General features: G+C 36.7%; 19 protein-coding genes. 17 read left to right on the top strand and 2 right to left on the bottom strand.

The features are described from left to right. Positions 1-196 precede the first annotated feature (196 nt). From C1724_RS08535 to C1724_RS08505, 7 genes are all read left to right on the top strand, one after another. Positions 197-643 carry a MarR family winged helix-turn-helix transcriptional regulator gene (locus tag C1724_RS08535; protein WP_102346253.1) on the top strand — a complete coding sequence of 149 codons (447 nt, stop codon included), beginning with the start codon at positions 197-199 and terminating at the stop codon, positions 641-643. Between the two features lie 151 nt (positions 644-794). After that, positions 795-2072, top strand: coding sequence for a cytochrome P450 (locus C1724_RS08530; protein WP_102346252.1), 1278 nt, complete (start codon positions 795-797; stop codon positions 2070-2072). A gap of 119 nt (positions 2073-2191) precedes the next feature. Then, the gene (locus tag C1724_RS08525; protein WP_102346251.1) at positions 2192-2701 is read left to right on the top strand and encodes a TRAP transporter small permease; all 510 of its coding nucleotides are present in this window, start codon (positions 2192-2194) and stop codon (positions 2699-2701) included. Beyond that, a complete protein-coding gene (locus C1724_RS08520) occupies positions 2701-4005 on the top strand; it encodes a TRAP transporter large permease (protein WP_102346250.1) in 1305 nt (434 codons plus the stop codon). Before C1724_RS08525 ends, C1724_RS08520 begins: the two co-directional genes overlap by 1 nt. A 153-nt stretch (positions 4006-4158) precedes the next feature. Further along, the gene (locus C1724_RS08515) at positions 4159-5259 is read left to right on the top strand and encodes a TRAP transporter substrate-binding protein (RefSeq protein ID WP_102346249.1); all 1101 of its coding nucleotides are present in this window, start codon (positions 4159-4161) and stop codon (positions 5257-5259) included. Between the two features lie 119 nt (positions 5260-5378). Continuing rightward, positions 5379-6659 carry a cytochrome P450 gene (locus C1724_RS08510; protein WP_258000319.1) on the top strand — a complete coding sequence of 427 codons (1281 nt, stop codon included), beginning with the start codon at positions 5379-5381 and terminating at the stop codon, positions 6657-6659. Between the two features lie 101 nt (positions 6660-6760). After that, positions 6761-7186 (top strand): hypothetical protein, encoded by a 426-nt coding sequence (locus C1724_RS08505; protein ID WP_102346248.1) that lies wholly within the window; start codon positions 6761-6763, stop codon positions 7184-7186. A 109-nt stretch (positions 7187-7295) separates the two neighbouring features. Here C1724_RS08505 and C1724_RS08500 read toward each other — a convergent pair whose 3' ends face one another. Then, entirely contained in the window at positions 7296-8702 is a 1407-nt protein-coding gene (locus C1724_RS08500; protein ID WP_102346247.1) for a stalk domain-containing protein, read from the bottom strand. A 303-nt stretch (positions 8703-9005) separates the two neighbouring features. On the opposite strand from C1724_RS08500, the gene C1724_RS08495 reads away from it, so the two are divergent. The 10 genes from C1724_RS08495 to C1724_RS08450 all read left to right on the top strand — a co-directional run bounded on the left by C1724_RS08495 (position 9006) and on the right by C1724_RS08450 (position 23119). Next, the gene (locus C1724_RS08495; protein WP_102346246.1) at positions 9006-9767 is read left to right on the top strand and encodes a D-alanyl-D-alanine carboxypeptidase family protein; all 762 of its coding nucleotides are present in this window, start codon (positions 9006-9008) and stop codon (positions 9765-9767) included. 82 nt (positions 9768-9849) lie between these two features. Further along, positions 9850-10356 carry a peptidoglycan recognition protein family protein gene (locus tag C1724_RS08490; protein ID WP_102346245.1) on the top strand — a complete coding sequence of 169 codons (507 nt, stop codon included), beginning with the start codon at positions 9850-9852 and terminating at the stop codon, positions 10354-10356. Between the two features lie 261 nt (positions 10357-10617). After that, the gene (locus C1724_RS08485; RefSeq protein ID WP_102346244.1) at positions 10618-11781 is read left to right on the top strand and encodes a YheC/YheD family endospore coat-associated protein; all 1164 of its coding nucleotides are present in this window, start codon (positions 10618-10620) and stop codon (positions 11779-11781) included. Positions 11782-11929: 148 nt separating this feature from the next. After that, positions 11930-13258 carry a MurT ligase domain-containing protein gene (locus tag C1724_RS08480; RefSeq protein WP_180994185.1) on the top strand — a complete coding sequence of 443 codons (1329 nt, stop codon included), beginning with the start codon at positions 11930-11932 and terminating at the stop codon, positions 13256-13258. Positions 13259-13260: 2 nt separating this feature from the next. Then, a complete protein-coding gene (locus C1724_RS08475; RefSeq protein ID WP_102346242.1) occupies positions 13261-13983 on the top strand; it encodes a type 1 glutamine amidotransferase in 723 nt (240 codons plus the stop codon). Between the two features lie 188 nt (positions 13984-14171). Next, on the top strand, positions 14172-15473 hold the full coding sequence (locus C1724_RS08470) for a DEAD/DEAH box helicase (protein WP_102346241.1): 1302 nt from the start codon (positions 14172-14174) through the stop codon (positions 15471-15473). 323 nt (positions 15474-15796) lie between these two features. Continuing rightward, positions 15797-17281, top strand: coding sequence for an aldehyde dehydrogenase (locus tag C1724_RS08465; RefSeq protein ID WP_102346240.1), 1485 nt, complete (start codon positions 15797-15799; stop codon positions 17279-17281). Between the two features lie 958 nt (positions 17282-18239). Continuing rightward, positions 18240-19793: a long-chain-fatty-acid--CoA ligase gene (locus C1724_RS08460; protein WP_258000318.1), complete on the top strand. Its 1554-nt coding sequence runs from the start codon at positions 18240-18242 to the stop codon at positions 19791-19793. A gap of 60 nt (positions 19794-19853) precedes the next feature. Further along, the gene (locus tag C1724_RS08455; protein WP_102346238.1) at positions 19854-21914 is read left to right on the top strand and encodes a 3-hydroxyacyl-CoA dehydrogenase/enoyl-CoA hydratase family protein; all 2061 of its coding nucleotides are present in this window, start codon (positions 19854-19856) and stop codon (positions 21912-21914) included. Positions 21915-21919: 5 nt separating this feature from the next. Next, positions 21920-23119 carry a thiolase family protein gene (locus tag C1724_RS08450; RefSeq protein WP_258000317.1) on the top strand — a complete coding sequence of 400 codons (1200 nt, stop codon included), beginning with the start codon at positions 21920-21922 and terminating at the stop codon, positions 23117-23119. A gap of 110 nt (positions 23120-23229) precedes the next feature. Here the strand turns inward: C1724_RS08450 and yppF are convergent, their stop codons facing one another. Continuing rightward, positions 23230-23442, bottom strand: a complete 213-nt coding sequence (gene yppF / locus C1724_RS08445) for a YppF family protein (RefSeq protein WP_102346237.1) — start codon at positions 23440-23442, stop codon at positions 23230-23232. Positions 23443-23728 lie beyond the last annotated feature (286 nt).

Here is a 23728-nt window from a genome sequence, read left to right as displayed (position 1 = left end):
ATTATGTATTATAAAAATTATTAGAAATAAATTAGGAACCTAAATAACTTGTTAATAGTTCTTATGATTATATGGTTAGGATCCTAAATATATTATTCTATCCATAAGACAATAGTGAAGATGATATAAAAACAATAAAAGAATAAGATAAACTAAGTTTCTTAGATAACTTTTTATTGGCTGTGGAGGAAATTGTATGGAAATTATAAGGGATCGACGTAATTGGTTTGGATCATTATTTAGAAGAATATCACTTAACTTGACAAATATGGCTGATCATAAGATGGCAATTCATGGATTGACTAGTTCTGATTATTGGATTTTGAAACTGCTATGGGAAAAGGATGGCATGACTCAAAAAGAGTTAGTAAATCAGTTAAGTGTGAAACCAGCATCCTTAACAGGTATGATTGACAAACTGGTTGATAAGGGTTGGATTATACGATCTGCAGACTCAAAGGATGCTAGAATTAAAAGGATTTTCCTTACAAAAGAAGGAAAGGAATTAGAATATACAGCTGCTGATATGATTGTGGAATGTGAGGAGACTATTACCATGGGGTTATCTGATTCTGAAAAAAGGATACTGAAAATAGCACTAAAAAAAGTATTGGATAATTTGGAGATGGCACAAAAAAATTAATTATTTCTTTTGCTTTGCTATTATAAGGATTGCTCTATTTTAAATGTAAGCGCTTTGATCGTGGAGCGGAATCAATTATGAAGTATTCAGGATTTTAATCCCTTGGTGTTTATTAATGGTATCTAAAAAAGTGGGAAAGGGAGATTGAAGTATGAGTAATCAAAATGAAATAGGTAAATGTCCTTTTAATTACGGTGATTTAGAAAGTTATGAAAACGAGTTATTTAAAGAAATCACAATGGATAAGCGGGGCGATCATGATTTTGATCCAAAAGCACCTGAAACATTCACAAGTGCTCATGAACTATATAAAGAAATGAGAAGTAAATGTCCAGTTGCACATAGCAATGAATGGGGAGGGTTTTGGGCACTATCCAAATATGAAGATGTTGTGGGGGTGTTAAAAGATTATCATACATATACGACATCTGTTCAAAATGTAGTACCTAAAGTCGCATTTACTGGAAGACGTCCACCTTTGCATTTTGATCCACCAGAGCATACAGTTTACCGCCGTTTGATTAATCAATTTTTTACGAAAGAGAAGATAGCAAAGCTTGAACCCATTATTCAACGAGATACTGAAGAATTGGTCAAACCATTAATTGAACAAGGTGAAGTAGAGATTGCGGCTGATTATTCTCATAAGCTACCATCCTTAGTATTTGCCGAGTTTTTTAATCTGCCAAAATCCCTTTCTGCCAAAATTAAAGAAGTAAGTACTGCATATGTAAAAGCAATTATGGCGTTTGATAACCAAGAAAAGGTAAAAGGGTTAAGTCTTCAACTATATGATATTGCTCGAACCGTTATAGAAACAAGGAAGGAAAATCCGATGGATCCTGAAGAGGATTTTACAAGTGCATTGCTTGAGACAAAATACGAAGGTGAGTACTTGCCGGATGAAATGATATTAGGTTGTGTTCGTGCAATGCTGGTGGCTGGTATGATTGCTCCAAGTGTTCTAATAGCTAGTATATTTGTACATCTTGCTAAACATAAAGATGTTCAAGAGCAACTACGAAATGACTTGAGTTTAGTTCCTGCAGCAACAGAGGAATATCTTAGACTACTGACACCATATCGTGGGATGGCAAGGACAGCGAAACGTGATGTTGTTATTGGAGGACAATTAATAAAGAAAGATGAGCCCATTGCTTTGAATTATGCGTCAGCAAACCGAGATGACGATGTTTTTCCAGAGGGTGATAAATTCATCTTAAATCGTCCTAATATTCATCAACATATCGTATTTGGTGAAGGGCCACATAAATGTCCGGCAGCTCCTTTGGCACGTATGATGATCCGTATTGCAATAGAGGAAGTGTTGAAAAGTACAAAAGACATTGAATTAGTTGGAGACGTTCAGATGACAGTATGGGCTGAGTGGGGTGTACTAACAGCACCAATGAAACTAACACCAGCATAACACAACAACGTTTCTATTTATCTCCCATTCTATCAAGAATGGGAGTATATGAAAGTTCAGCATCCCAAAAACATTGATTCTGGTTGAAAAACAATCGCAGATTGTAGGTAGGTGAACTTATGGAGAAAAGTGGAAATAAAACGAATGATTTTCGTTCATCCTTTTCAAATGTATTGGATAACGTAAGTGAAACACTCGGGAAAATCGGGGGAATAGCCATTTTACTGATGGTCATATTGGTTACATTAAATGTAATCAGTCGGAAACTATTCAATTGGTCATTTCCTGGGTTTTATGAAATTTTAGGCTTAATTGGAGCTATATTCTATTCTTTTGGGATTGTATATGGGGCGACAAAGGGTCAGCATATTGTGATGGATATGGTTGTCAATCGTCTTCCTGAACGATTTAGTAAAGTCTGTGAGATCCTAACACGAGTGATTATTTTGCTTTTTTGTGGCTTATTAGCATATGCAGGAGTAGAAGTCACCATGGGGATGTTAGATGAAACAACTGATGACCTTAAAATTCCGGTCGCTCCATTTCGTTTTATTGTAGTCATTGTGTTTATTTTACTAGCCCTTTTAATAGTAGCAGGGAAGAATATTAGTAAAGGAGGCGAGGAATAGTGGAACCATTTACAGTTGGTATCATATGTATGGTCGCCTTCTTTTTAATGATTATCATTGGTGTACCTGTGGGGATTGGAATGGCTTTGACCGGTTTTGCAGGGTTTGCATATATCGTCTCAACGACTGCGTCAATTGGGAAGATTGCTTTAATTCCATTTACTACCATAACAGATTATAACTTTGCGGTTATACCAGCTTTTATTTTAATGGCGCAGATCTTTGGAGTATCTGGATTTGGTGCTAAGTTGTATGATCTTTGTGAAAAGTTATTAGGATATCACCGTGGAGGATTAGCGTTAGCAACTGTTGTAGCATCAGCTGTGTTTGCAGCGATCAGCTCTTCAACAATTGCTACAGTTGTGACGATTGGGGTTATCGCTATTCCTGAGATGATGAGGCGTAATTACGACCCCGGTTTAGCCGGTGCATCAGTTGCGGCTGCCGGGGGACTTGGTATTTTAATCCCACCAAGTGCAATTCTTATTCTTTACGCACTTATGACAGAACAATCCATTCGTGCATTGTTTGTTGCTGGAATTGTTCCAGGGATGATACTAGCTATTGCATATGTAATTACGATAGCAATCATATGCCGTATAAATCCTGACTTAGCCCCAGGTACAGGAGAACGCTATTCGTTTAAAGAAAAAATGAAAGCGTTAGCAGCTACGTGGGAAGTAATCGCCATCATCATTTTATCAATCGGTGGTTTATCGTGGGGATGGTTCACCCCAACAGAAGCTGGAGCCGTCGGTGCTGCAGGTGCAATCATAATTGCAATGGCTAGAAAAAAACTTACCTGGGAGAAACTAATGACATCACTTAAAGGGACAGCAGCAAATAGTGGTATGGTAGGGCTTATTATGATTGGTGCATTTACATTTAATTATTTTGTTGCCGTCACGACCATCCCACAAAAAATAGTCTCAACAATAAGTGGAATTGATGCATCACCCATATTGGTAATGTTAGTTGTAACTTTTATGTACTTGATTTTGGGAATGTTTATGGATTCATTATCGATGCTTTTATTAACAGTTCCATTTATGTTTCCAGTCGTTATAGCTTTGGGGTTTGATCCGCTTTGGTTTGGTATCTATGTTGTACTAGTTATGGAAATGGCTGTTATTACTCCTCCAGTTGGAATCAACGTATATGCTACAGCCGGGCTATTTAATTGGCTTACTTTGGAAAAAGTATTTAGAAGAGTAACGCCATTTGTAGTAGCTCAAATTGTCGTTATTCTGGTATTGTTGCTATTCCCAGATATAGTTACCTTTTTACCTGAATTACTAGATTAAATTTAAAGGGAAACCGTATTGTATATTAATACTAGTGGTCTTTATTTAAGTCATATAGAGGTATTTTGCGATAATAAATATCGGGATATTTTAGATAATGATTAAATATTCCGATAAGTATTATAAAGAAACCAATTTCAGGGAGGAAAAAAAATGTTTAACATGAAAAAAAGAGCAGTTTCCCTATCAATTGCAGCCTTAATAGGGATTTCAGTACTTCTTACAGGATGCGGAAATTCATCCAATCCAACGACTAGCGAGACGAGTACTTCAGATTCTAACACTGCAGTAGAAGAAAAGGTAGATCCGGTCAATCTTAAATATGCGACATACGTATCTTCTAACCATTATCAAGGTCAAATAGATGAAGAGATGTTTAATCGAATCGAAGAACAATCAAATGGCTCAATTAAAGTTGATAGATTCTATGATGGAACATTAGTTGATGCGAAGGAATGGTACCAGGAAGTTCTGCGAGGATCGGCCGAGATTGCTCAAGCCGCAGTAGGATCAGAAAGAGACCGTTTTACTTTAGAATATTCTGTGGCAATGTTCAATTATGGAATTACTGATATGAAAACATTATTAGATTTTACTAGGGAACTTGCTGCTAATACACCAGAGATGGGAGCTGAGTATGAAGAAGTGGTTCCGCTTACTAGAATGTCTGCAGGTCAATCGTGGATTCATACAGTAAATAAGCCAATTCGTTCTGCTGCTGACTTTAAAGGTTTAAATCTTAAAGTTGCTGATGATGCTTCTGTGGCCTTAGTTAAGGCGTTAGGTGCAAATCCAATTAAATTACCAATCTCCGAAACTTATAGTGCACTAGAAAAAGGTACGATTGACGGCGTTATCACAGGAGCTGATCCGCTTAAAACATTTAAATTTGCAGAAGTAACTAAATATAACACTCGCTTACCTTATGCTACACCATGGATGAATTCAAAAATGATGAATAAAGAAGTGTTTGCTGGTTTAACTCCTGAACAGCAACAGGTCATAACAGAAAATGCCAAATGGTGGGAAGACCAGTTAATGGTTGGTCTTGAAAAAGAAGTACAGGCAGGTGTAGACCTAGCAATTGAAGAGGGAAATGAAATTATTGATTTATCACCCGAGGCAACAGCTGAAATCTTAGCAATTATGGAAGAAAATGCGAAAGCAGTGGCCGAAGAACTGGATGCAAAAGGTTTAAATGGAACTGAATTATTTAACAATGCAAGAAAAATTGCTGAGGAAATGAGTAAATAAATTCTTAATGTCTTAAATAGTAAAATATCTTAACGGTAGTGGGAATATGGAAAAGTCATTTAGAAAGTTTTCCATATTCCCTTATCTACCATATAAGATGAAGAAAGGAAGTTATTCAGTTGGATAATCAAAACGATAAACAGCTTGTAGATGGAACCTCAAGCCAGTCTAAGTGTCCGTTTAATCACGGGGATTTAGATTCATTGCTTGGACATAGGGATAATCGATTAACACATGATTTTGACCCGACGAGACCAGAAACTTTTACAAGTGCACATGAAGAGTATAAAGAACTAAGACAAAAATGTCCCGTTGCACATAGTGAAGCTTACGAAGGCTTTTGGGCACTTTTTAAACATAATGATGTAGTTAATATCTTAAAAAAGCCTGATACCTATGTCACTTCTGTTCAGAATGTTGTACCTAAGGTTTCTACCACAGGAAGAAGACCTCCACTACATTTGGACCCACCTGAACATACTCCATATCGAAGAACGTTAGATCCGTTCTTTACAGAAGAAAAGATGAAGGAGCTTGAACCTTTAGTTAGAAAGACAACAATTGACCTATTACAGCCGTATATCAATTCTGGTGGTGGGGATATTTGCGCTGAGTTTTCCCATCACTTACCGGGGTATGTATTTGCTAAGTTTTTTAATTTATCAACTGAATTGTCAATGAAAATTCGGGAGGTTACAAAGCTATATGTAAAAGCTTTGAACGAAGTAAATAAGCCTATGATTCAGGAAAAAAGCTTAGAGCTCTATGATATCGCACGAACCATTATTCAAAGTAGAAAAGATGAACCGATGGATCCAGCAGAAGATGTGACAAGTGCCTTTCTAGCGAGAAGGTACAAAGGTGAACCACTGCCTGATGAATTAATATTAGGTACGATCCGACAATTGATTGTAGTAGGAATGATTGCACCGGTTGTTTTTATTGGAAGTATGTCGGTTCATCTTGCACAAAATCCTGCTATTCAGGACAAATTACGTAATAATCTTTCACTTATTCCAGCTGCAATTGAAGAATACTTAAGGCTTTTTACACCTTATCGAGGATTTGCTAGAACACCTAATAAAGATGTCGTAATCGGTGGCCGTCTCATAAAAAAAGATGAACCAATTGCCGTTGTATTTGCCTCAGCAAATCGAGATGAAGAGGTCTTTCCAAATGGTGATGAATTTATCTTAAATCGTCCCAACATAAAAGAACATGTAGCATTTGGTATGGGACCACATCAATGTCCAGGCGCACCTCTTGCCCGAATGATGCTAAGTACAACTCTTAGAGAATTGTTAGTTCGAACAAAGAAAATAGAATTAGATGGTGAGGCTGTAATGACTCGTTTTCCGGAGTGGGGACCTGTTTCAGTACCATTAAAAATTGTTACCTGAGTTAAGTAGATTTTTAAAAAAAGTGTGACAAAGAGTAATAAAATAACACTTTGCTAGAGACGGTTAATATAATCGTTTCTAAATAAGAAGGAGGAACTTCGATGGGTAAACTATTAAAAGAATTGTCATTTATAAGTGGTTCATGGTCAGGTGAAGGGTTTGTAGTTGATTTTACTGAACCTGTATATTCTATGGTTTTTGGAAGTATACAAGCAGCAACCCCTCAAGGTGTGGTTGTTCATTGGGAAACTTTCAGATTTGAAGAGAAGGATCAGAATGTATTTTTGTATCCTGCTCAAATGGGAAGAGAAAGTGGTACTTATCTATTAAATAAATCTCCTGAGCTAGAGCGATTTGTATTTGAACCTTTTATAAGTACACAAATCCCAATTAAAGAAATCTACTTTCAAAAAGTAAACGAGGAACTAATCTTCGGTATTAAAGGTGAGATGGATAATCAGTCTTTCGACAAAGAATGGCAATTAAAAAAGCGTGCTACCTTGACAGAAGATGTGAGTATCGGATAAATAAAATAATGGAAAAAAGTATTGATGTCGATTTAATATCGACACCAATACTTTTTTTATTTCACAATAATGAAAGTAATTCAAAAATTTTATGAAGTGTGTTTTTTATCTATTTTAGGATGTTTGTTAAGGTACGGGCGATTCCTCTGCTAAGTTCAGCATAGTGATCGGAAATATAAACCGCTCCGTTATTATAGGAGACATTCTTGTTAAAAAGTGTCTCTGAGATAGGGCGCATAGGTACCATCAGTTGTCCATCCATTAGCACTACCTTTTGTTCTAAAGTTTCGATTCGGTTATTTACCGTTATCGCTGCATTTCCTTGTGAGAATGCAATGTTTGCCCCTTCAGGTGTAGTTACAATAGCTTGTTTCCCTTCACTTCGCAATTCTACTGCAGCTCCAAATGCGTGATTAAGGAATTGAACTGGTACATATATGCTATTATCAATGAGTGTAGGTCCACCATTTTGAAGAGGCACCACTTTATTATCTATAAATGCCTTATCCGCACCTACCACAATAGCTGTAGCATTTTTGTCGCCACTTGGGGAATCAATGGGTTCACTCGGAATAATTTCACCGTTTGGCCCACGTGAATAACCGCTTAATAACTCACTCCACATTGAATCCGCAGCATATACTTCTTGTCCATGTGGTGCATCTTTTACTTCGTTATATAAAAAGAGAGCACTTCCACCACGGTAGATCTCGAGATTATCCTTCCCATCAATGCGTATTTCTGGAATTAAATCATTTCCATTAACGTCCAACCAAAGTTTTTTATTAAAAGCATTCACTTCATCACGGCCGGCGGGGTCAAAAGAAACTTCTCTAGGAGGTGCAAGCACTATAATATCATCTTCACCACGCCATTGATGTACAGGTAATGGATTCGTAGGCTTGTCTATCTCTCCTTTTTCAAAAAATCCCCAGTGAGTAGGACCGATCGAGCTAGCAAGGCCTGCTAACATATCGCCATGCTTAACTGCAAACTGCAATGACATCATATCTCCGTTTGAAACACCATGCATATAAATACGAGAAGTATCAATATTGTACTCGGAAATAGCATAATCAATTAATTCTTTCAAATATTCTATATCTATTCCGTCCTTCTTGTTATCCCAACGATTCACAGAGTCTCTAACGTCAATATTAGATGATGAATTAGGGAAAATTACTATAAATCCATCACGCTCAGCTACAAGATGCCATCCGGTGCTTCTGGCTTGGTCATGCCCTGTACCTGATGCCCCGTGTAGTGAAACAACGAGCGGGACAGCTTGTTCACCTGTATAAGAGCTTGGCAGGTATTCGTACCATGTATGTGTCATACCTTCCAAAAATGTTCCTGTCTTTCTTTCCAAAGATTGTGGAAGTGCAAGATCATTAATGGACTCTCTTTGTTCTGTAGTTGGATCTGGAATAATGATCTGCGCTGAAGCACCAAGGGGGAAGGTTACCAAGCAGGCACCTATTAAAAACCCTTGTACAATACGATTTCGTTTCTTCATTATTTTACCTCCGTTCCTAAGGTTTTATTTTTTTGTATATTCTAAAAAATCATACAATTACTAAGTGAATTGGTACATACCCAAAAAGGGAGGTACACCCCCCTTTATAAGGGGGCGAGGGGAACCTATTGGTTTTAGTTAGGTTTTTAAGAGTGATAAAATAGTCCCGTGTTCCCGTAAAGCCTACACTATTTATCAACTTTTCCATACTTTACATTATAGAAGAAATATAAGAATACCTATTATTGCTAACTGTATTGAGGGGTAATTCAATAACAATCTTGTCGTTGAAGAGGGGTGTATATGAGTATTAATCCGAATGATTTGGTGATGAATGCAAAGTCAGCAATTTTGATCGAATGTAAGTCACGAGAAGTTTTATTTGAAAAAAATGTCCATATAAGATATCCGATGGCCAGTTTAACTAAATTGATGACTTTGTTATTAATTTTAAGGGAAATCGATAACGGAGGATTAAACTGGTCAGAGCCTGTTCGAGTAACAGAAAGGGCAACTCAAACCAGAGGGTCGAGATTATATTTAAAAGCCGGAGATGTACTTTCTGTTGAAGATATGTTTAAGGCGATTTTAATAAGCTCTGCAAATGATGCGGCTGAAGCTATGGCTGAACATATTTGTGGCTCAACTAAAATGTTTGTTCGAAAAATGAATAAATATGCTAAAAAGTATAAATTACGCAACACTCATTATATGAATCCTCATGGGTTACCCCGTAAAAATCACTTTTCCACTGCATTCGATGTCGCTCAACTTGCAATTAGATTAGTAAGTCGACAGGAGATTTTAACATACTCTCATCGAAAACATGATTATATTTATCAAGGAGAAATTAAGAAAATATATAACACCAATCAGTTGTTAACTAGAATGGTAGAAGTTGATGGTTTGAAAACCGGATATACACCTCAGGCCGGCTACTGCTTAGCTGCTAGTGCAAGAAAAAACGGAATCCATCTCGTTGCCGTTATCTTAGGTGAACCAAGTATGGAAAAGCGAGATGAAGAAATGATGGAGTTATTAAACTACGGCTTTGCACTATTTTAGTAATGAAGAAAACAGTATAACGGCTCCAACAGGTAGGATATATGTAAAATAAAAAAATTAATGAAAGAGGGAAAAATTTTAGATGTTTAATTTTCAAAAGCTACCACAGGTGGTTGATGTTCGGCACAAACTTGAAAGAGCCAGGAAATACAATGATTATGGAGTTGAATCAAAAACTGATATTGCCATTCATCACAGTTCAACACCTGGTGGAGACGCCATAAACTTCTCAAAATACCACCTGGAACATAATGGTTGGTATGGAGGTTTGGGCTATCATTTCGTCATCACAAAATCGGGTGAAATTCAGTGGGGCAATGATTTAGGTGCAAGAAGTTATCATGTGGGAAAGGCTAACAAATATTCTCTTGGAATTTGTGTAGTGGGGGATTTCTTAATAGAAGAACCTACGGATGCTCAGAAGAAATCCTTAGTTGAATTACACGCTGCCCTCGTCAAAGATTTGCCAAATTATAAACGAACATTGGGGCATTCAGATTATAAACAATATAACTGGAAAGAATGTCCTGTTTTTGATTGGAGAGCAATTATTTTTGGTGGGAACAATCTGAACATAAAAGATCGATGAAATTCGTGAACAAAGAAGTGGTCAATTTTTACTAAAAGGGGTCACATCTCAATAAAAAAACATATATTAATGTAATTCAACATCTATGCTCATATTTAGTAACGGGAATGATTTCGTATTATACTTTTCTAGGAATAATATGCGCTTAGATATCATATTTGAGACTATGATTTTATATTCAAACAAAAACTTAATCTAAGTTTTATAGAACGATAAAATGTTGCTCATTTGGATAATTAGTAAAATGGAAAGGTGTGTATAATGAGTAACTCAGAACATAACAATCGCTTAATAGATTCAACAATTCATAACGATAATAGGTTGTTCGACGACAAGAAAAAAAAAGAATTGGTGGTAGGAATCTTAATAAATACTCCAATCCCTAATACAGTAGAGAAATTAATGTATTCCTATATGAAAAAGCCGTTAGTGGTGTATGCATTTACCCATAATGATATTGATTGGAACCAAAATACTGTAAACGGTTATTTCATTTCCTATTCTGAAAGCACTTCAAAAAATGAAATGGGGCATACATGGTCTCGTGGGACATTTCCATTACCAGATGTTATTTATAATAGGGTTACATCCAAAAGAATATATCATCGTAAGGACTTCAAATTATTTCTTGAGACAATCATAGAATGTAAAAAACCGCCAATCATTAATCCTTACTTTTTCGATAAAGCAACGATTCATCGTTATTTATTGAAAAATGAATCACTAGAACCGTATATCCCCAAAACATATATTTCTCCACGGCCGAAAGATGTCAAAAGATTGATAACTTCCTACAAAACTGTATTTCTTAAACCATCTCACGGGACTTATGGTATCGGAATCTATAAGATTACCCAACTAGAGAATGGCAGCTATTTATGTGAATCACGTTTTAATAATGAATACAAGTCTATACAATTCGCGTCCATTACTTCATTATTCAAAAGAATACTACCTAAAAGAAAAAGACTAAGATATATTGCTCAGCAGGGTATTCATTTAGCTAACCTTAACAATTCATTTTTCGACTTTCGAATTCACATGAATAAGAACGGAGAGAATCAATGGCATGCTAGCGCAATTGGAGCGAATGTGGTGGACCTATCTAACGTAACTACACATGGAGGGTGGATAAAACCATATAATGAAGTATTAGAACCAGTGTTTGGTCATTTAAGTTCAGATATTACTGAAAAAATAAAACTAGTATCCTTACAGTGTGCTGAAACGATTGAACGAAATTTAACCTATAATTTAGGTGAATTGGGTTTGGATATAGGTGTTGATCATAAAGGTCATATATGGATATTGGAAGTGAATGCAAGGCCAGGTGTCCATATTTTTGAGCACTCTAAATTGAAGGAGAACTTTGATCAAAGTATTCAATCTATGATTGATTATTTTTCATACTTAGCCCAACTTTGAACTTTCGCAGCACAAACAAAGGTTGGTAAGAACCTAAATGCAGCAAAGTACAGTGTAAGGCTGATCCAACAGTAAGTTGGGATACAGCCTTTTCTTTTTTCTATCAATGGTAAAAGGAATTTATAAAAGTAGGAAGGGGGGGAGAGTCATGCAGTTAAATCTCAAAACTATTAGAGCCATTATCACAGGAAAGCTTGAAAGAATGATAAATATATGGAAGGGTAAAGGCGGAACGGCAAAACCTGGAATTGTAGCACGAAGGATAAATAATAACATTTTACGAGAGTTAGCGAAAAAAGTTAATACGATTATTTTTATAACTGGAACAAATGGAAAAACAACCATTTCTAATTTACTAGTTTCAATTTTGAATGAAAGTGGAAAAAAAGTGTTCTCGAACTATGAAGGGGCGAATTTAATATCTGGAATTACAACAACATTTATTAGAGCAGCTAAAATTACAGGAAAGTTAGATTATGAATATGCTGTTATAGAAGTCGATGAAGCGACAATGTCAAAATTGGTCAAGGAAATAAATGACCCATCATTTATCATAGTCAATAATTTTTTTCGTGATCAATTAGATCGGTATGGAGAAATTGACGTATTGGTGCAGAAAGTCGCGGATGCAATAAAGGAAACTAACGCAAGACTTGTTTTAAATGGGGATGATCCCTTAACAGTTAGACTTAATCAGCTTTCTAATCCCAAAGTATTTTTTGGTTTAAGCAAACATGCCCATCAATTTGAGTTGCAGCAAATAACCGAATCAAAATACTGTCCGTCCTGTAAAAGAGAACTTAACTATACGCACATTCATTACGGACAGCTAGGTTATTTTGAATGTAAGTGTGGATTTAAACGTCCGGATATCTTATATGAAGCTGTTTCTATTAATGGACAAAAATTCACGGTTTCTACAGTCGAATATGAGCTTGGTATTAAAGGCATACACAATATTTATAATGCTTTGGCAGTCATTTCGGTGGCAAAGGAGTTAGGAATTAGCGAAGAATGTATTAAAAAAGGACTACGTTCTTATAAAGCAATAAATGGTAGAATGCAAACTATTTCCTTAAATGGAATTGAGCATATATTAAATCTTGTTAAAAACCCTGTTGGTTTGAATATTTCTTTATCTGAGGTTTTGGAAACAAAGGAACCCAAACAAGTCTGTCTCTATCTAAATGATTTAGATTTAGACGGGACGGATATTTCATGGATTTGGGATGCTGATTTGGAGCGATTATGCCGTGAAGATATAGTGGGAGTGTGGTGTTCAGGGACGAGAGCTTACGATATGGCCCTACGAATGAAGTATGCAGGTATTGATGATGTTAAAATAACAATTAGGAGCTCTACAGAAGAAACTGTACGTTTATCTGTGGAGAAAGGTATAAAAACATATCATTTACCTAACTACACAGCACTAGAACCTGTAAGGAAAAGTTTAACGATGATAAGAGGGAGTTATTAAAAATGGAATTAACCTTACTCCACTTTTTTCCGGATAGATTAAATCTTTATGGTGATCGAGGAAATATTCTTGTATTGAAAAAAAGATGTGAATGGAGGAATATTAAGCTTAACATAAAAAAAATAACGGGAGTAGACGGCATTCAAAGTCACTTAAACGGTGCAGACATTCTTTTTATAGGCGGTGGGAGCGATCGCGAGCAAAGTATTGTCACATTACAACTTCATAAAATAAAAAAAGAGTTCCAAGCAATGGTCGAAGATGGAGTCGCAGCATTGACCATTTGTGGTGGCTATCAATTTTTAGGTAGTTATTATGAACTTTCAAATGGATTGAAATTAAAAGGGCTAGAGGTTTTGGATTTCTATACCCTGTCAAAGCCAACTAGATTAATAGGAAATTTACTGATGGAAACAAAGGATATGGGGACTATTGTAGGTTTCGAAAACCATGTTGGACGGACATATCATGAATATGAATCATTTGGCACAGTAATTTCAGGATTCGGAAACAATGGAGAAGATGCTAAAGAAGGTTTACGTTATAAAAATCTGATCGGAACATACTTACATGGACCACTCCTTCCCAAAAATCCGACTGTTGCAGATTGGCTTTTGGAAGTGGCATTAAAACGAAAATACGGTAGTATTGCATTAGAACCGCTCAATGATAATCTGGAAAACTTAGCAAAACAATTTATCTGGGAGCACAGACAAAGAAACTGATATAACCAAATTTAATGGTTTTCATGGGGATGGTCTCCTGATACAGGCTCTGCGTGATTTGTAGCAGGAGAAAAGTCTCCATGAATCTTTCAAATCACTTCGTAAAATACTAACGTATATGCTATAGTTAATAAGCCATTTTAATAACAAACATTGGCATTAATAAATGAAAAGAGACGTGATTAACCTTGCCTGATTTTTTACAACTTGGAATTCGAAAACAAATTAATCATACATTAAAGTCACTAGGACTTTTAACTCCTACCTCAATACAGGAAAGGACGATTCCCTCTGTTCTTGAGGGTAAGGATGTGATTGCCCAAGCGCAAACTGGAACGGGAAAGACGTTGGCGTTTGTGCTGCCAATCCTTGAAAAAATTGATGCAAACAAACCGGTCTTACAAGCCCTTATTTTGACACCCACAAGAGAACTTGCTCAGCAGATTTCAAAAGAAATAAAGAAAATGATAGAGAACTTAGAAGGCGTTAAGGTATTAGCTGTGTACGGTGGTCAGGATGTTGAGCATCAATTGAAAAAATTAAAGGGTGGTCAACATATTATTGTTGCAACTCCTGGTCGGTTATTGGATCATATTCGCCGCGGAACAGTTGACCTTTCAACCATTCAGATGTTTGTACTTGACGAAGCGGATCAAATGTTACATATGGGGTTCCTTCCCGAGGTAGAAGACATTATATATGAAACATACTCGACGCGCCAAACGATGCTGTTTTCAGCAACAATGCCAAACGAAATTAAATCTCTTGCTAAAAAATATTTGGTAGACCCAGAGATCATTGAAGTCAAAGAAAAAAAAGTAACGGTAGCTGAGATTAAACAAGTTGTTATTGAAACAACCGATCGCAGGAAACAAGCAACTTTATTGCATTTAATTCAAGAACATCGCCCTTTTCTAGGAATTATTTTCTGTCGTACAAAAGCTCGTGCCAAAAAGCTTTATGAGGTCCTGATTGCTAATGGATATGAAGTAGACGAGCTGCACGGTGACTTACCTCAGTCAAAACGTGAAAAAGCGATGAAACGATTCCGAGAAGCAAAATCTCAGTTTTTAGTTGCAACAGACGTTGCAGCAAGAGGTCTTGATGTAGAAGGAGTGACACATGTTTTTAACTATGATATACCACAGGATGTTGAAAGCTATGTTCACAGAATTGGACGTACTGGCCGAGCGGGCGGGAATGGTGTTGCCATTACTTTAGTTGCACCTAAGGATATCGAGTTCTTACAAATGATTGAAAAAGGGATTCATCAAACACTAGAAAAACAAGTCATTAAAGGAATTAGTATCCCTGATCGTGAGGATTATGAAAAAGAAAGAAATGAGCAAATAAGAAAAGCTAGACGTTCTGAAGACAGCGGATATGTCAGGAGGAAAGGTGCAGATACACCTTTTAGAAAAAAAATAAATGATAGTCGTCCCAAAAGCAAGTCAAGGTTTTCATCAAAAGGTAGAAGAGGTAGTCGATAAAGGTCTCATTTGAGAAAAATAGTCAGTATAAGCACCAATTGTCTATAATAATGACAATTGGTGCTGTTTTTGATTGTCATTTATTTTTCGAAAAACATAGAGAACGCTATAATTATTATGGATATTAGTTCAGTACTATAGACGGAAGCTGGCGAAAATGTATTTATAGGGCACTTATGATACAATATTTGCAACTTTTAAAAAAAATTACTCACATGTTCCGCATAGAGCAACACGTATGTTGTATACGAAACAATAAACAATTAACATAAAGACATAGATAAACCTAAATAATATTTGTTAGCTTTAAGGAGGAAAAAATTATGGCGGTACAAACACAAACGGTTGTAGAAAAGACTGTAAAACCTTTTAACTGTTTACACTATATTGATGGTAAATTTGTAGAATCTCTTAATAAAAAAACATTTAATAATGTTAATCCAGTAACAGAGGAAATATATGGTACTGTTGCGGAAGGTGGAACAGAAGAAATAAATTTAGCGGTTCAAGCAGCAAAACGTGCTTTTGAAGAAGGACCATGGGGAAAAATGAGCACAAAGGAACGTTCAAAAATTATCCGCAAAGTTGGCGATATTCTTGAAGCGCGACAAGAAGAAATCGCACAATTAGAATCATTAGATACGGGTAAGCACCTTAAGTTCTCTCGTCACGTTGATGCACCACGGGCCGCAGCAAACTTTCATTTCTTTGCTGATTACATGATGTCTGTGGGAACAGAATCTTTCAAGGATGATACACATAATGCGATTAACTACGGACATCGCCGTCCAATCGGAGTAGTTGGATTAATTCAACCATGGAATCTTCCATTATTCTTATTAACATGGAAATTAGCTCCAGCACTTGCAGCAGGATGTACTGTAGTAATTAAGCCATCTGAATTAACGCCAATGACAGCAACAAAATTAATGGAAATTCTAAAAGAAGCGGGCGTTCCGGATGGAGTTGTAAACTTGGTTCACGGCTTTGGACCTGGTGCTGGAAGTGCAATCAATAAACATCCAGACATTGCAGGGATCGGCTTTATCGGTCAAGTAAGCACGGGTGCTAGAATCATGGCTGAGGCTGCTCCTACATTGAAAAAGCTTTCAATGGAATTGGGCGGTAAAAACCCTAATATCATTTTTGCGGATGTGAATATTGATGAAGTTGTGGAAACAACTATCCGATCAAGCTTTACAAATCAAGGGGAAGTTTGTGTATGTGGTTCAAGAATTTATGTTGAACGACCTATTTATGAAAAGTTCGTAGAAAAATTTGCAGCCAAAACACGAGAATTAAAAGTTGGCGACCCATTTGATATGGACAACGACCAAGGTGCATTAGTTGCTAAAGTACATTATGATAAAGTAATGAGCTATTTGAAAATTGCGGAAGAGGAAGGCGGTACTTTCGTTACAGGTGGTAAACGTCCTGAAGGATTGGATAAAGGATATTTCATCGAACCAACGATTATCACAGGTTTAGATGACAGCTCACGTTGTGTTCGTGAAGAAATTTTCGGACCAGTTGTTACAGTGATTCCGTTCGACACAGAAGAAGAAGTGATTGCAGCAGCAAATGATACTCGTATGGGCTTAAGTAATACAATTTGGACGAATGATATCCGTCGCGCACACCGTGTAGCCCAATCAATTCAATCTGGATTATCCTATATTAACTGCTGGTTTGTTCGTGACCTACGAACTCCATTCGGTGGTACGAAAGATAGTGGACTAGGCCGTGTTGGTGGCGTTCATAGTTGGGAATTCTACACTGAACTAACTAATATTTGTGTGAAACTATAATTCTTGTTTAAAATATTGCAACTGTTGAAGTGAAAAGGCCAGGAGTGGGGGCTGTTAGTTTACCTAACAAATATTTCATATATTTATGATACTTTTTATAATACAACCTTACCTGTGAATTATTGGGTAAGGTTGTTTTCCCTTTTCTGAAACTTTATCGTTTTGGAGAACGGCATAGATTTTCATTTTGACGGTTCATTCTCTTGGGTCGATGAAGAGAGGTATGTATGATCTTTTTTCGGTGATTTCCTCTTCATCGGGTGTATGAAGAGGTTTGAATGATGTTTTACACTGTTGTTTCCTCTTCATCGGGTGTATGAAGAGGTTTGAATGATGTTTTATGCCGTTGTTTCCTCTTCATCAGGTGTATGAAGGGGTTTCAATGATCATTTATGCCGTTGTTTCCTCTTCATCGGGTGTATGAAGAGGTTTAAAAGATGTATTATGCCGTTGTTTCCTCTTCATCAGGTGTATGAAAGGGTTTCAATGATCATTTATGCCGTTGTTTCCTCTTCATCGGGTGTATGAAGAGGTTTAAAAGATGTTTTATGCCGTTGTTTCCTCTTCATCGGGTGTATGAAGAGGTTTGAATGATGTTTTATGCCGTTGTTTCCTCTTCATCGGGTGTATGAAGGGGTTAACCCAAGCGTTAATCGCGGAGTATCCTTTTTATTAATTAAATGAAGAATTTTCTCCTATCTATTTTCCGAAACTTTCCCCTTTCTTGTTCTCTTACTTACTTCTAATGTTTAATAGTAGTCGGCAGGAAATGTTATTAATATAGGATTTCGTTACAAGTAAGGATGTTTATAGGTGTTTTTCCTACTTTATGTAGGTAGCTTTTTGATGGAAATAATTTTATCGTTAAGTAAGGGAATAAATGATTTAAATTTTCTAAATTTTTTAAATATGACGTATAAGGAAGTGAAAACTACTTATGTTTAAAGAGCGATATAGTATGTCTTTATCTCAATTACTTGATTCCGCTTTAGCGTTAAAACCGGATCTTGAAGTAATATACGATGGAGTAAGAAGACTCACTTATAAAGAGCTAAATCTAGAGGCTAGTGAGCTAGCTTCAGGTTTACATCAATTAGGTATTACTAAAGGTGATCGTGTAGCAGTGAGCTTGCCAAATTGGCATGAGTTTATCGTCATTCAATTTGCATTAGCAAAATTAGGAGCCATACTTATTCCGTTTAACACACGCTTTAAAAAAGAGGAAGTAACTTATATTTTAAACAATTCAGGTGCTAAAGTTGTTTTCTTCCCAGAGGAATTTGATCATATTAATCACTTTAATCAATACCAAGAAATAAAGGAGAATATACCTACATTAGAGCATCTAGTAGCTGTTCGTTTTCATTCAAATGAAATAGAAAGCTATGAAAACTTGTTACGAGCAGGGAAAGTGAAACAAGCCCCAAAGGTAGAGATCGATCCGATCGAGGATGTTTATGCAATTTTATATACATCTGGAACAACAGGGAAACCAAAGGGAGCGATGTTAACACATAAAAATCTTGTTCATACAGCTGTTGCGGGAGCTGAATGTATGAAATGTTCACCAAATGATGTTTTCTTACTTCCAACACCGGCGTTTCACGTGATGGGACTTATGTTCGTTTTACGTGTTATTGCGTCAGCCAGCAGAATGGTGTTGATGGAAGTATTTAAACCAGAAAAGGCATTAGCTTTGGTTGAACAAGAAAAGGTTACCATCCATCCTGGGGTTCCTACCATGTTTATTCTAGAATTGAACCATCCGAACTTTAGTAAATATGATCTTTCATCGCTGAGAACAGGCGAAATGGGAGGAGCACCTGCACCCGTAGAAATTATAAGACGTATTCGAGAAGAAATGGGAATTAATATTTTAATAGGTTATGGAATGACGGAAACCTCTCCTACTTTATCATTAACTAGCTTTGATGATGATGATCTGGTAAGAGCCGAGACCGTTGGCAGACCATTGCCTGGAGTAGAGGTAAAAGTAGTTGATGGCAATAGAAATGAAGTGGCGATTGGGGAAGTAGGAGAGCTGGCGTGTAAAAGCTTTGGCTTAATGAAGGGTTACTATAACATGCCCGAGAAAACTTATGAGACTATTGATGAACAAGGCTGGTACTATACGGGTGATTTGGCTACCATTGATCAAAAAGGATACATAAGAATTGTAGGCCGTAAGAAAGAAATGATCATTCGCGGGGGCTACAATATCTATCCTCGTGAGGTAGAGGAATATTTTTACACCCACCCATATGTAAATAACGTTGCTATATTGGGGCTGCCAGATACAGTTCTTGGAGAGATTTCTTGTGCTTGCATCCAATTGAAAGCGGGTACAATAAGTTCCGAAGAAGAAATGCTTTCTTTTATTAAAGAGAAAGTAGCAGATTATAAAGTTCCAGACAAAATTGTATTCGTAGAAGACTTTCCAATGACACCATCAGGGAAAATCAAAAAAATAGAATTACAGAGTCAGTTAAAAGAACAGGTTCAATTACGCTAAAAACTTAAATTATATAAATATAACTTACTTAAATTTAATCCAAAGGAGAGAAAAAAAACTATGTCAAAATCACTTAAAGTTGGAGTTGTCGGCGCAGGAAATATGGGGTCAGGAATTGCACAAAAAATGGCTCAAGAAGGTTTGAATGTTACATTGGTTGATCTGACTGAAGAGCAGGTTCAACGAGGAGTCTCCATTATAAGCTCTACCCTGAAAGAAGGTATTGATCGAGGGATTTTCACCGAGCAACAAGTCACTAATACATTAAATCGCATTCATGCGACATCTGACTATGATGCATTAAAGGATGTTGATTTAGTTGTAGAGGCAGTATTTGAAGATAAAGAGATAAAGGGAAGCCTTTTTGCTAAGCTTGATAAAATTTGTGATGAAAAAACTATCTTTGCAACGAACACATCAGGGATTTATATAAGAGACCTTGCTAAATATACAAACCGTCCAGAGAAATTCATTGGTATGCATTACTTCTATCATCCTGCAAAAAATAGATTAGTAGAGGTAATCCCTCATGAAGGAACTTCTAAAGAGACGATTGAGACTACACTTCTAATTGGAAAACTTCATAATAAAACATGTATTGTCGTAAAAGACTCTCCTGGCTTTGCTGTAAATCGTTACTTTACGACGTTCCTTTCAGAATCTATTTATTTATTAGATCAAGGGGTAGCGAATACCGCTACAATTGATGCAGCAGCGAAACAAGGTTTTGAAATTGGAATGGGTCCTTTTGAGTTAATGAATGTGACAGGATTACCAATTGCATTACATGTCACTAACTATATGGGTAAGGAAGTAAGTGAATTTTATTTCGCACCGGATATACTTAGAAAACAAGTGGAGTTGAAACAGGATTGGGATCTTAGTGACGAGGTAGATGAAACAAAATTTGATGAAATTAATCAGCATTTATATGCAACAATTTTTGGTGTTGCTGGTGCACAGGTAGATGAAGGCGTTGCCACAATTGAAGATACAGATCGTGGAGCTAAAATTGGGCTACGATGGACCTTAGGACCATTTGAATTAATTAATAAAGTGGGCGTGGAAAAGGCATACGAAATGGTAAAAGAATTATATGAAGCAAGACCAGGTTTCCATTTGCCACAAGTATTAAAAGCTCAAGCTGACAAGGGCGTGCCTTTTGAATTTAAATATGTTGATTTGGAAGTAAAGAATGAGGTTGCGTACATTACGATCAACCGTCCGGAAGCAATGAACGCGTTAAATCCAGTGGTTGTCGATCAATTAGAAAAGGCGTTTGATCAAGCTGAAAAAGATCCGCAAGTTAAGGGGATTGCTATACAAGGTGCTGGAAAAGCTTTCGTAGCAGGTGCTGATATCAAACACTTTATCGAATGTATAAAAACTAATAATATTGATGTAAATGTAGAGTTCACAAGAAAAGGTCATGAGTTATTTAGAAAATTCGAAACGTCTGAAAAATTAACGATTGCTGTTCTAGATGGTCTTTCACTTGGCGGCGGCAGCGAGCTAGCACTGGCATGTCAAGCGATCGTTGCGACAAGCCAAGGCTCAATGGGCTTCCCTGAAAGCGGTCTAGGTATTTACCCAGGATTAGGCGGAATGTTGCGCACAAACCACCAAATCGGTAAAGAATTAGCTAAATATTTTACGTTTACAGGAAAGCAAATCACAGCTCAAACAGCGAAAGAATTAGGAATTGTGACAGAGCTTGTTGAGATGGAGGAAATCGAAGCTACAATTGAAAAGCTTGTAGCGAATGGTAAAGTTGATAAATATGCTAAGAGAGAAATCCCTACTTCTTACGCTGTATACCAACAAGCGTTTTCTGATGAAAATGTGGAACGCATGCTAAATGGTGAAAAGCCACAAGGAATCGATGAGCAACTTGCTGATAAACTATTAAAAACTCTATCTTATAAGGGATTAATTGCTTTAGAAACAATGAATGACCTGATTAACAAGCAAGCCGAGATGTCTATTGCGGAAGGTATTGAGCTTGAATTAGCTGGCTTAGTTCCAATTTTCGAAACGGAAGATGCATTAATTGGTTTAATTGCTGTTACAGAAGGGAAACGCCCTGTGTTTAAAACGAAGTTAGTAGTAGGAAGGGCATAAAAAAGATGAGCATGTTTACGAAAGCATTTATACCCTATGGCGGTTATTATACGACACCATTTAGTAAATGGCAGGGAACTTTACAAAATGAAAATTCGATTGAATTAGGCGCCAACACTAGTAAAAAGTGGTTTAAATCAAGGCACTTAAACCCAAATGAAGAATTGGATTATCTATATCTCGGGATTACAATCGGGCAAAAAAGTGTGTTTTATGGTGCGTCATGGGCTTCCACAATGATGGGCGCTCCTGATATCCCTGGTCAAACCGTAATGCATGCTTGTGCAACGTCGACGACATCGGTCTACAATGCAGCGGCTGCCGTTGAACTAGGAAATGCCAACGCTGCCTATTGCCTGTTAGTCGATCGATGCTCTAATGGCCCTCATACAATTTGGCCAAATCCAAAAGGACCTGGTGGTGAGGTCCTTTCGGAAAATTGGAATATGGACAATATGGCAGCAGATCCATCCACTGGAATCGGTATGATTTATACGGCAGAAAGAGTTGCTAAAGAAAACGGGTTCACCAAGGAAGAGGCAGATGAACTAACGTTTCGGCGTTATGAGCAATATGCGGATTCACTAAAAGATGATCGCGCCTTTCAAAAGCGTTATATGCTTCCGGTTGAAATAAAGGTTTCAAAACGGCAGACAAAAGTGCTTGAAACAGATGAAGGTGTGAACGAAACATCAATCGAAGCACTGCGTAAGCTCCGACCAACGACTGAAAATGGAATTTTGACATTCGGTTGTCAAACCCATCCAGCTGATGGGAATGCTGGAATCATTGTAACTACACAAGAAAATGCAGCGCGTTTAAGCACTGACTCTAGTATTCCGGTTCAAGTGATTTCATATGGATACGCAAGAGGTGAGAAAGCTACGATGCCAGCAGCTCCGGTACCCGCTGTTAAAATGGCGCTAGATCGAGCTGGAATATCGATCAATGATTTGAAAGCCATTAAAACTCACAATCCATTTATCGTTAATGATATGTACTTAGCGAAGGAGTTTGGAATCGATGCGATGGATATGAACAATTATGGCAGCTCATTGGTGTTTGGTCATCCGCAAGGACCTACTGTAGGGCGTTTACTCATTGAAGCCATTGAAGAAACGGCTCTAAAAGGAGGTGGCTATGCACTAGCAGCAGGCTGTGCTGCAGGTGATAATGGTGCGGCGATTATTGTGAAGGTAGGCTAATTCGCTAATCTGAATAAAACAATATAATCACTTTAAATGTTCAAGTAATTCTATTTGAAATAAAGCAAACCCCTTCCAAGACGGAAGGGGTTTTTGACAATATGTTATAACTAAATGAAAGCTTTTGAGTTAAGATTTTCTACATAATACTCGGGTTTGACTGCACCGCGTTCATGTAGTTCACGAAGTAAACAACGGTATTTGGATAAACATAGTTCACCTTGTATATATCTTAGCTGAACAAAATCTAATAATTGATTGATATTTGGGAGCTTCTGTTTTTTATGAAGTATGTAATCATTCATCAGTTCTTCAAAAGACATTACGACAAAACCCCTTTCTTTTGTTAGCGCTTTCAATTATCATTATAGCATGGATTTATAGTAAACTTATATTTTTGGAATTTTTAAATTTTTAAGTTTAAAAATATTCTCAGTAGAGTTATGGTGAAAAGTGATGACCTAAGTAAAATAAATAACATTATGGAATTTCTAATCTATATACCTATACAATTATTAAAAATAGATTAAATCTTCAAAAAGAGTGAAAAAACTGTTATTTACTTGTAATTTTTTGTATAAAATTTTGCTTAATATTAAAAAATGTATG

The sequence above is a fragment of the Bacillus sp. Marseille-P3661 genome, assembly GCF_900240995.1.
GTDB lineage: Bacteria > Bacillota > Bacilli > Bacillales > Bacillaceae_J > OESV01.
Note: the sequence above shows the minus strand (reverse complement) of the source record. Positions and strands in the feature narration are given on the sequence as shown.

Excerpts from the sequence above, each read along its gene's own strand:
- C1724_RS08475 (WP_102346242.1), top strand. The coding sequence starts at position 13,261 with ATGGAATTAACCTTACTCCACTTTTTTCCGGATAGATTAAATCTTTAT.
- C1724_RS08485 (WP_102346244.1), top strand. The coding sequence starts at position 10,618 with ATGAGTAACTCAGAACATAACAATCGCTTAATAGATTCAACAATTCAT.
- C1724_RS08525 (WP_102346251.1), top strand. The coding sequence starts at position 2,192 with ATGGAGAAAAGTGGAAATAAAACGAATGATTTTCGTTCATCCTTTTCA.
- C1724_RS08480 (WP_180994185.1), top strand. The coding sequence starts at position 11,930 with ATGCAGTTAAATCTCAAAACTATTAGAGCCATTATCACAGGAAAGCTT.
- C1724_RS08460 (WP_258000318.1), top strand. The coding sequence starts at position 18,240 with ATGTCTTTATCTCAATTACTTGATTCCGCTTTAGCGTTAAAACCGGAT.
- C1724_RS08455 (WP_102346238.1), top strand. The coding sequence starts at position 19,854 with ATGTCAAAATCACTTAAAGTTGGAGTTGTCGGCGCAGGAAATATGGGG.
- C1724_RS08505 (WP_102346248.1), top strand. The coding sequence starts at position 6,761 with ATGGGTAAACTATTAAAAGAATTGTCATTTATAAGTGGTTCATGGTCA.
- C1724_RS08495 (WP_102346246.1), top strand. The coding sequence starts at position 9,006 with ATGAGTATTAATCCGAATGATTTGGTGATGAATGCAAAGTCAGCAATT.
- C1724_RS08515 (WP_102346249.1), top strand. The coding sequence starts at position 4,159 with ATGTTTAACATGAAAAAAAGAGCAGTTTCCCTATCAATTGCAGCCTTA.
- C1724_RS08465 (WP_102346240.1), top strand. The coding sequence starts at position 15,797 with ATGGCGGTACAAACACAAACGGTTGTAGAAAAGACTGTAAAACCTTTT.
- C1724_RS08450 (WP_258000317.1), top strand. The coding sequence starts at position 21,920 with ATGAGCATGTTTACGAAAGCATTTATACCCTATGGCGGTTATTATACG.
- C1724_RS08500 (WP_102346247.1), bottom strand. The coding sequence starts at position 8,702 with ATGAAGAAACGAAATCGTATTGTACAAGGGTTTTTAATAGGTGCCTGC.
- C1724_RS08535 (WP_102346253.1), top strand. The coding sequence starts at position 197 with ATGGAAATTATAAGGGATCGACGTAATTGGTTTGGATCATTATTTAGA.
- C1724_RS08490 (WP_102346245.1), top strand. The coding sequence starts at position 9,850 with ATGTTTAATTTTCAAAAGCTACCACAGGTGGTTGATGTTCGGCACAAA.
- yppF (WP_102346237.1), bottom strand. The coding sequence starts at position 23,442 with ATGTCTTTTGAAGAACTGATGAATGATTACATACTTCATAAAAAACAG.
- C1724_RS08530 (WP_102346252.1), top strand. The coding sequence starts at position 795 with ATGAGTAATCAAAATGAAATAGGTAAATGTCCTTTTAATTACGGTGAT.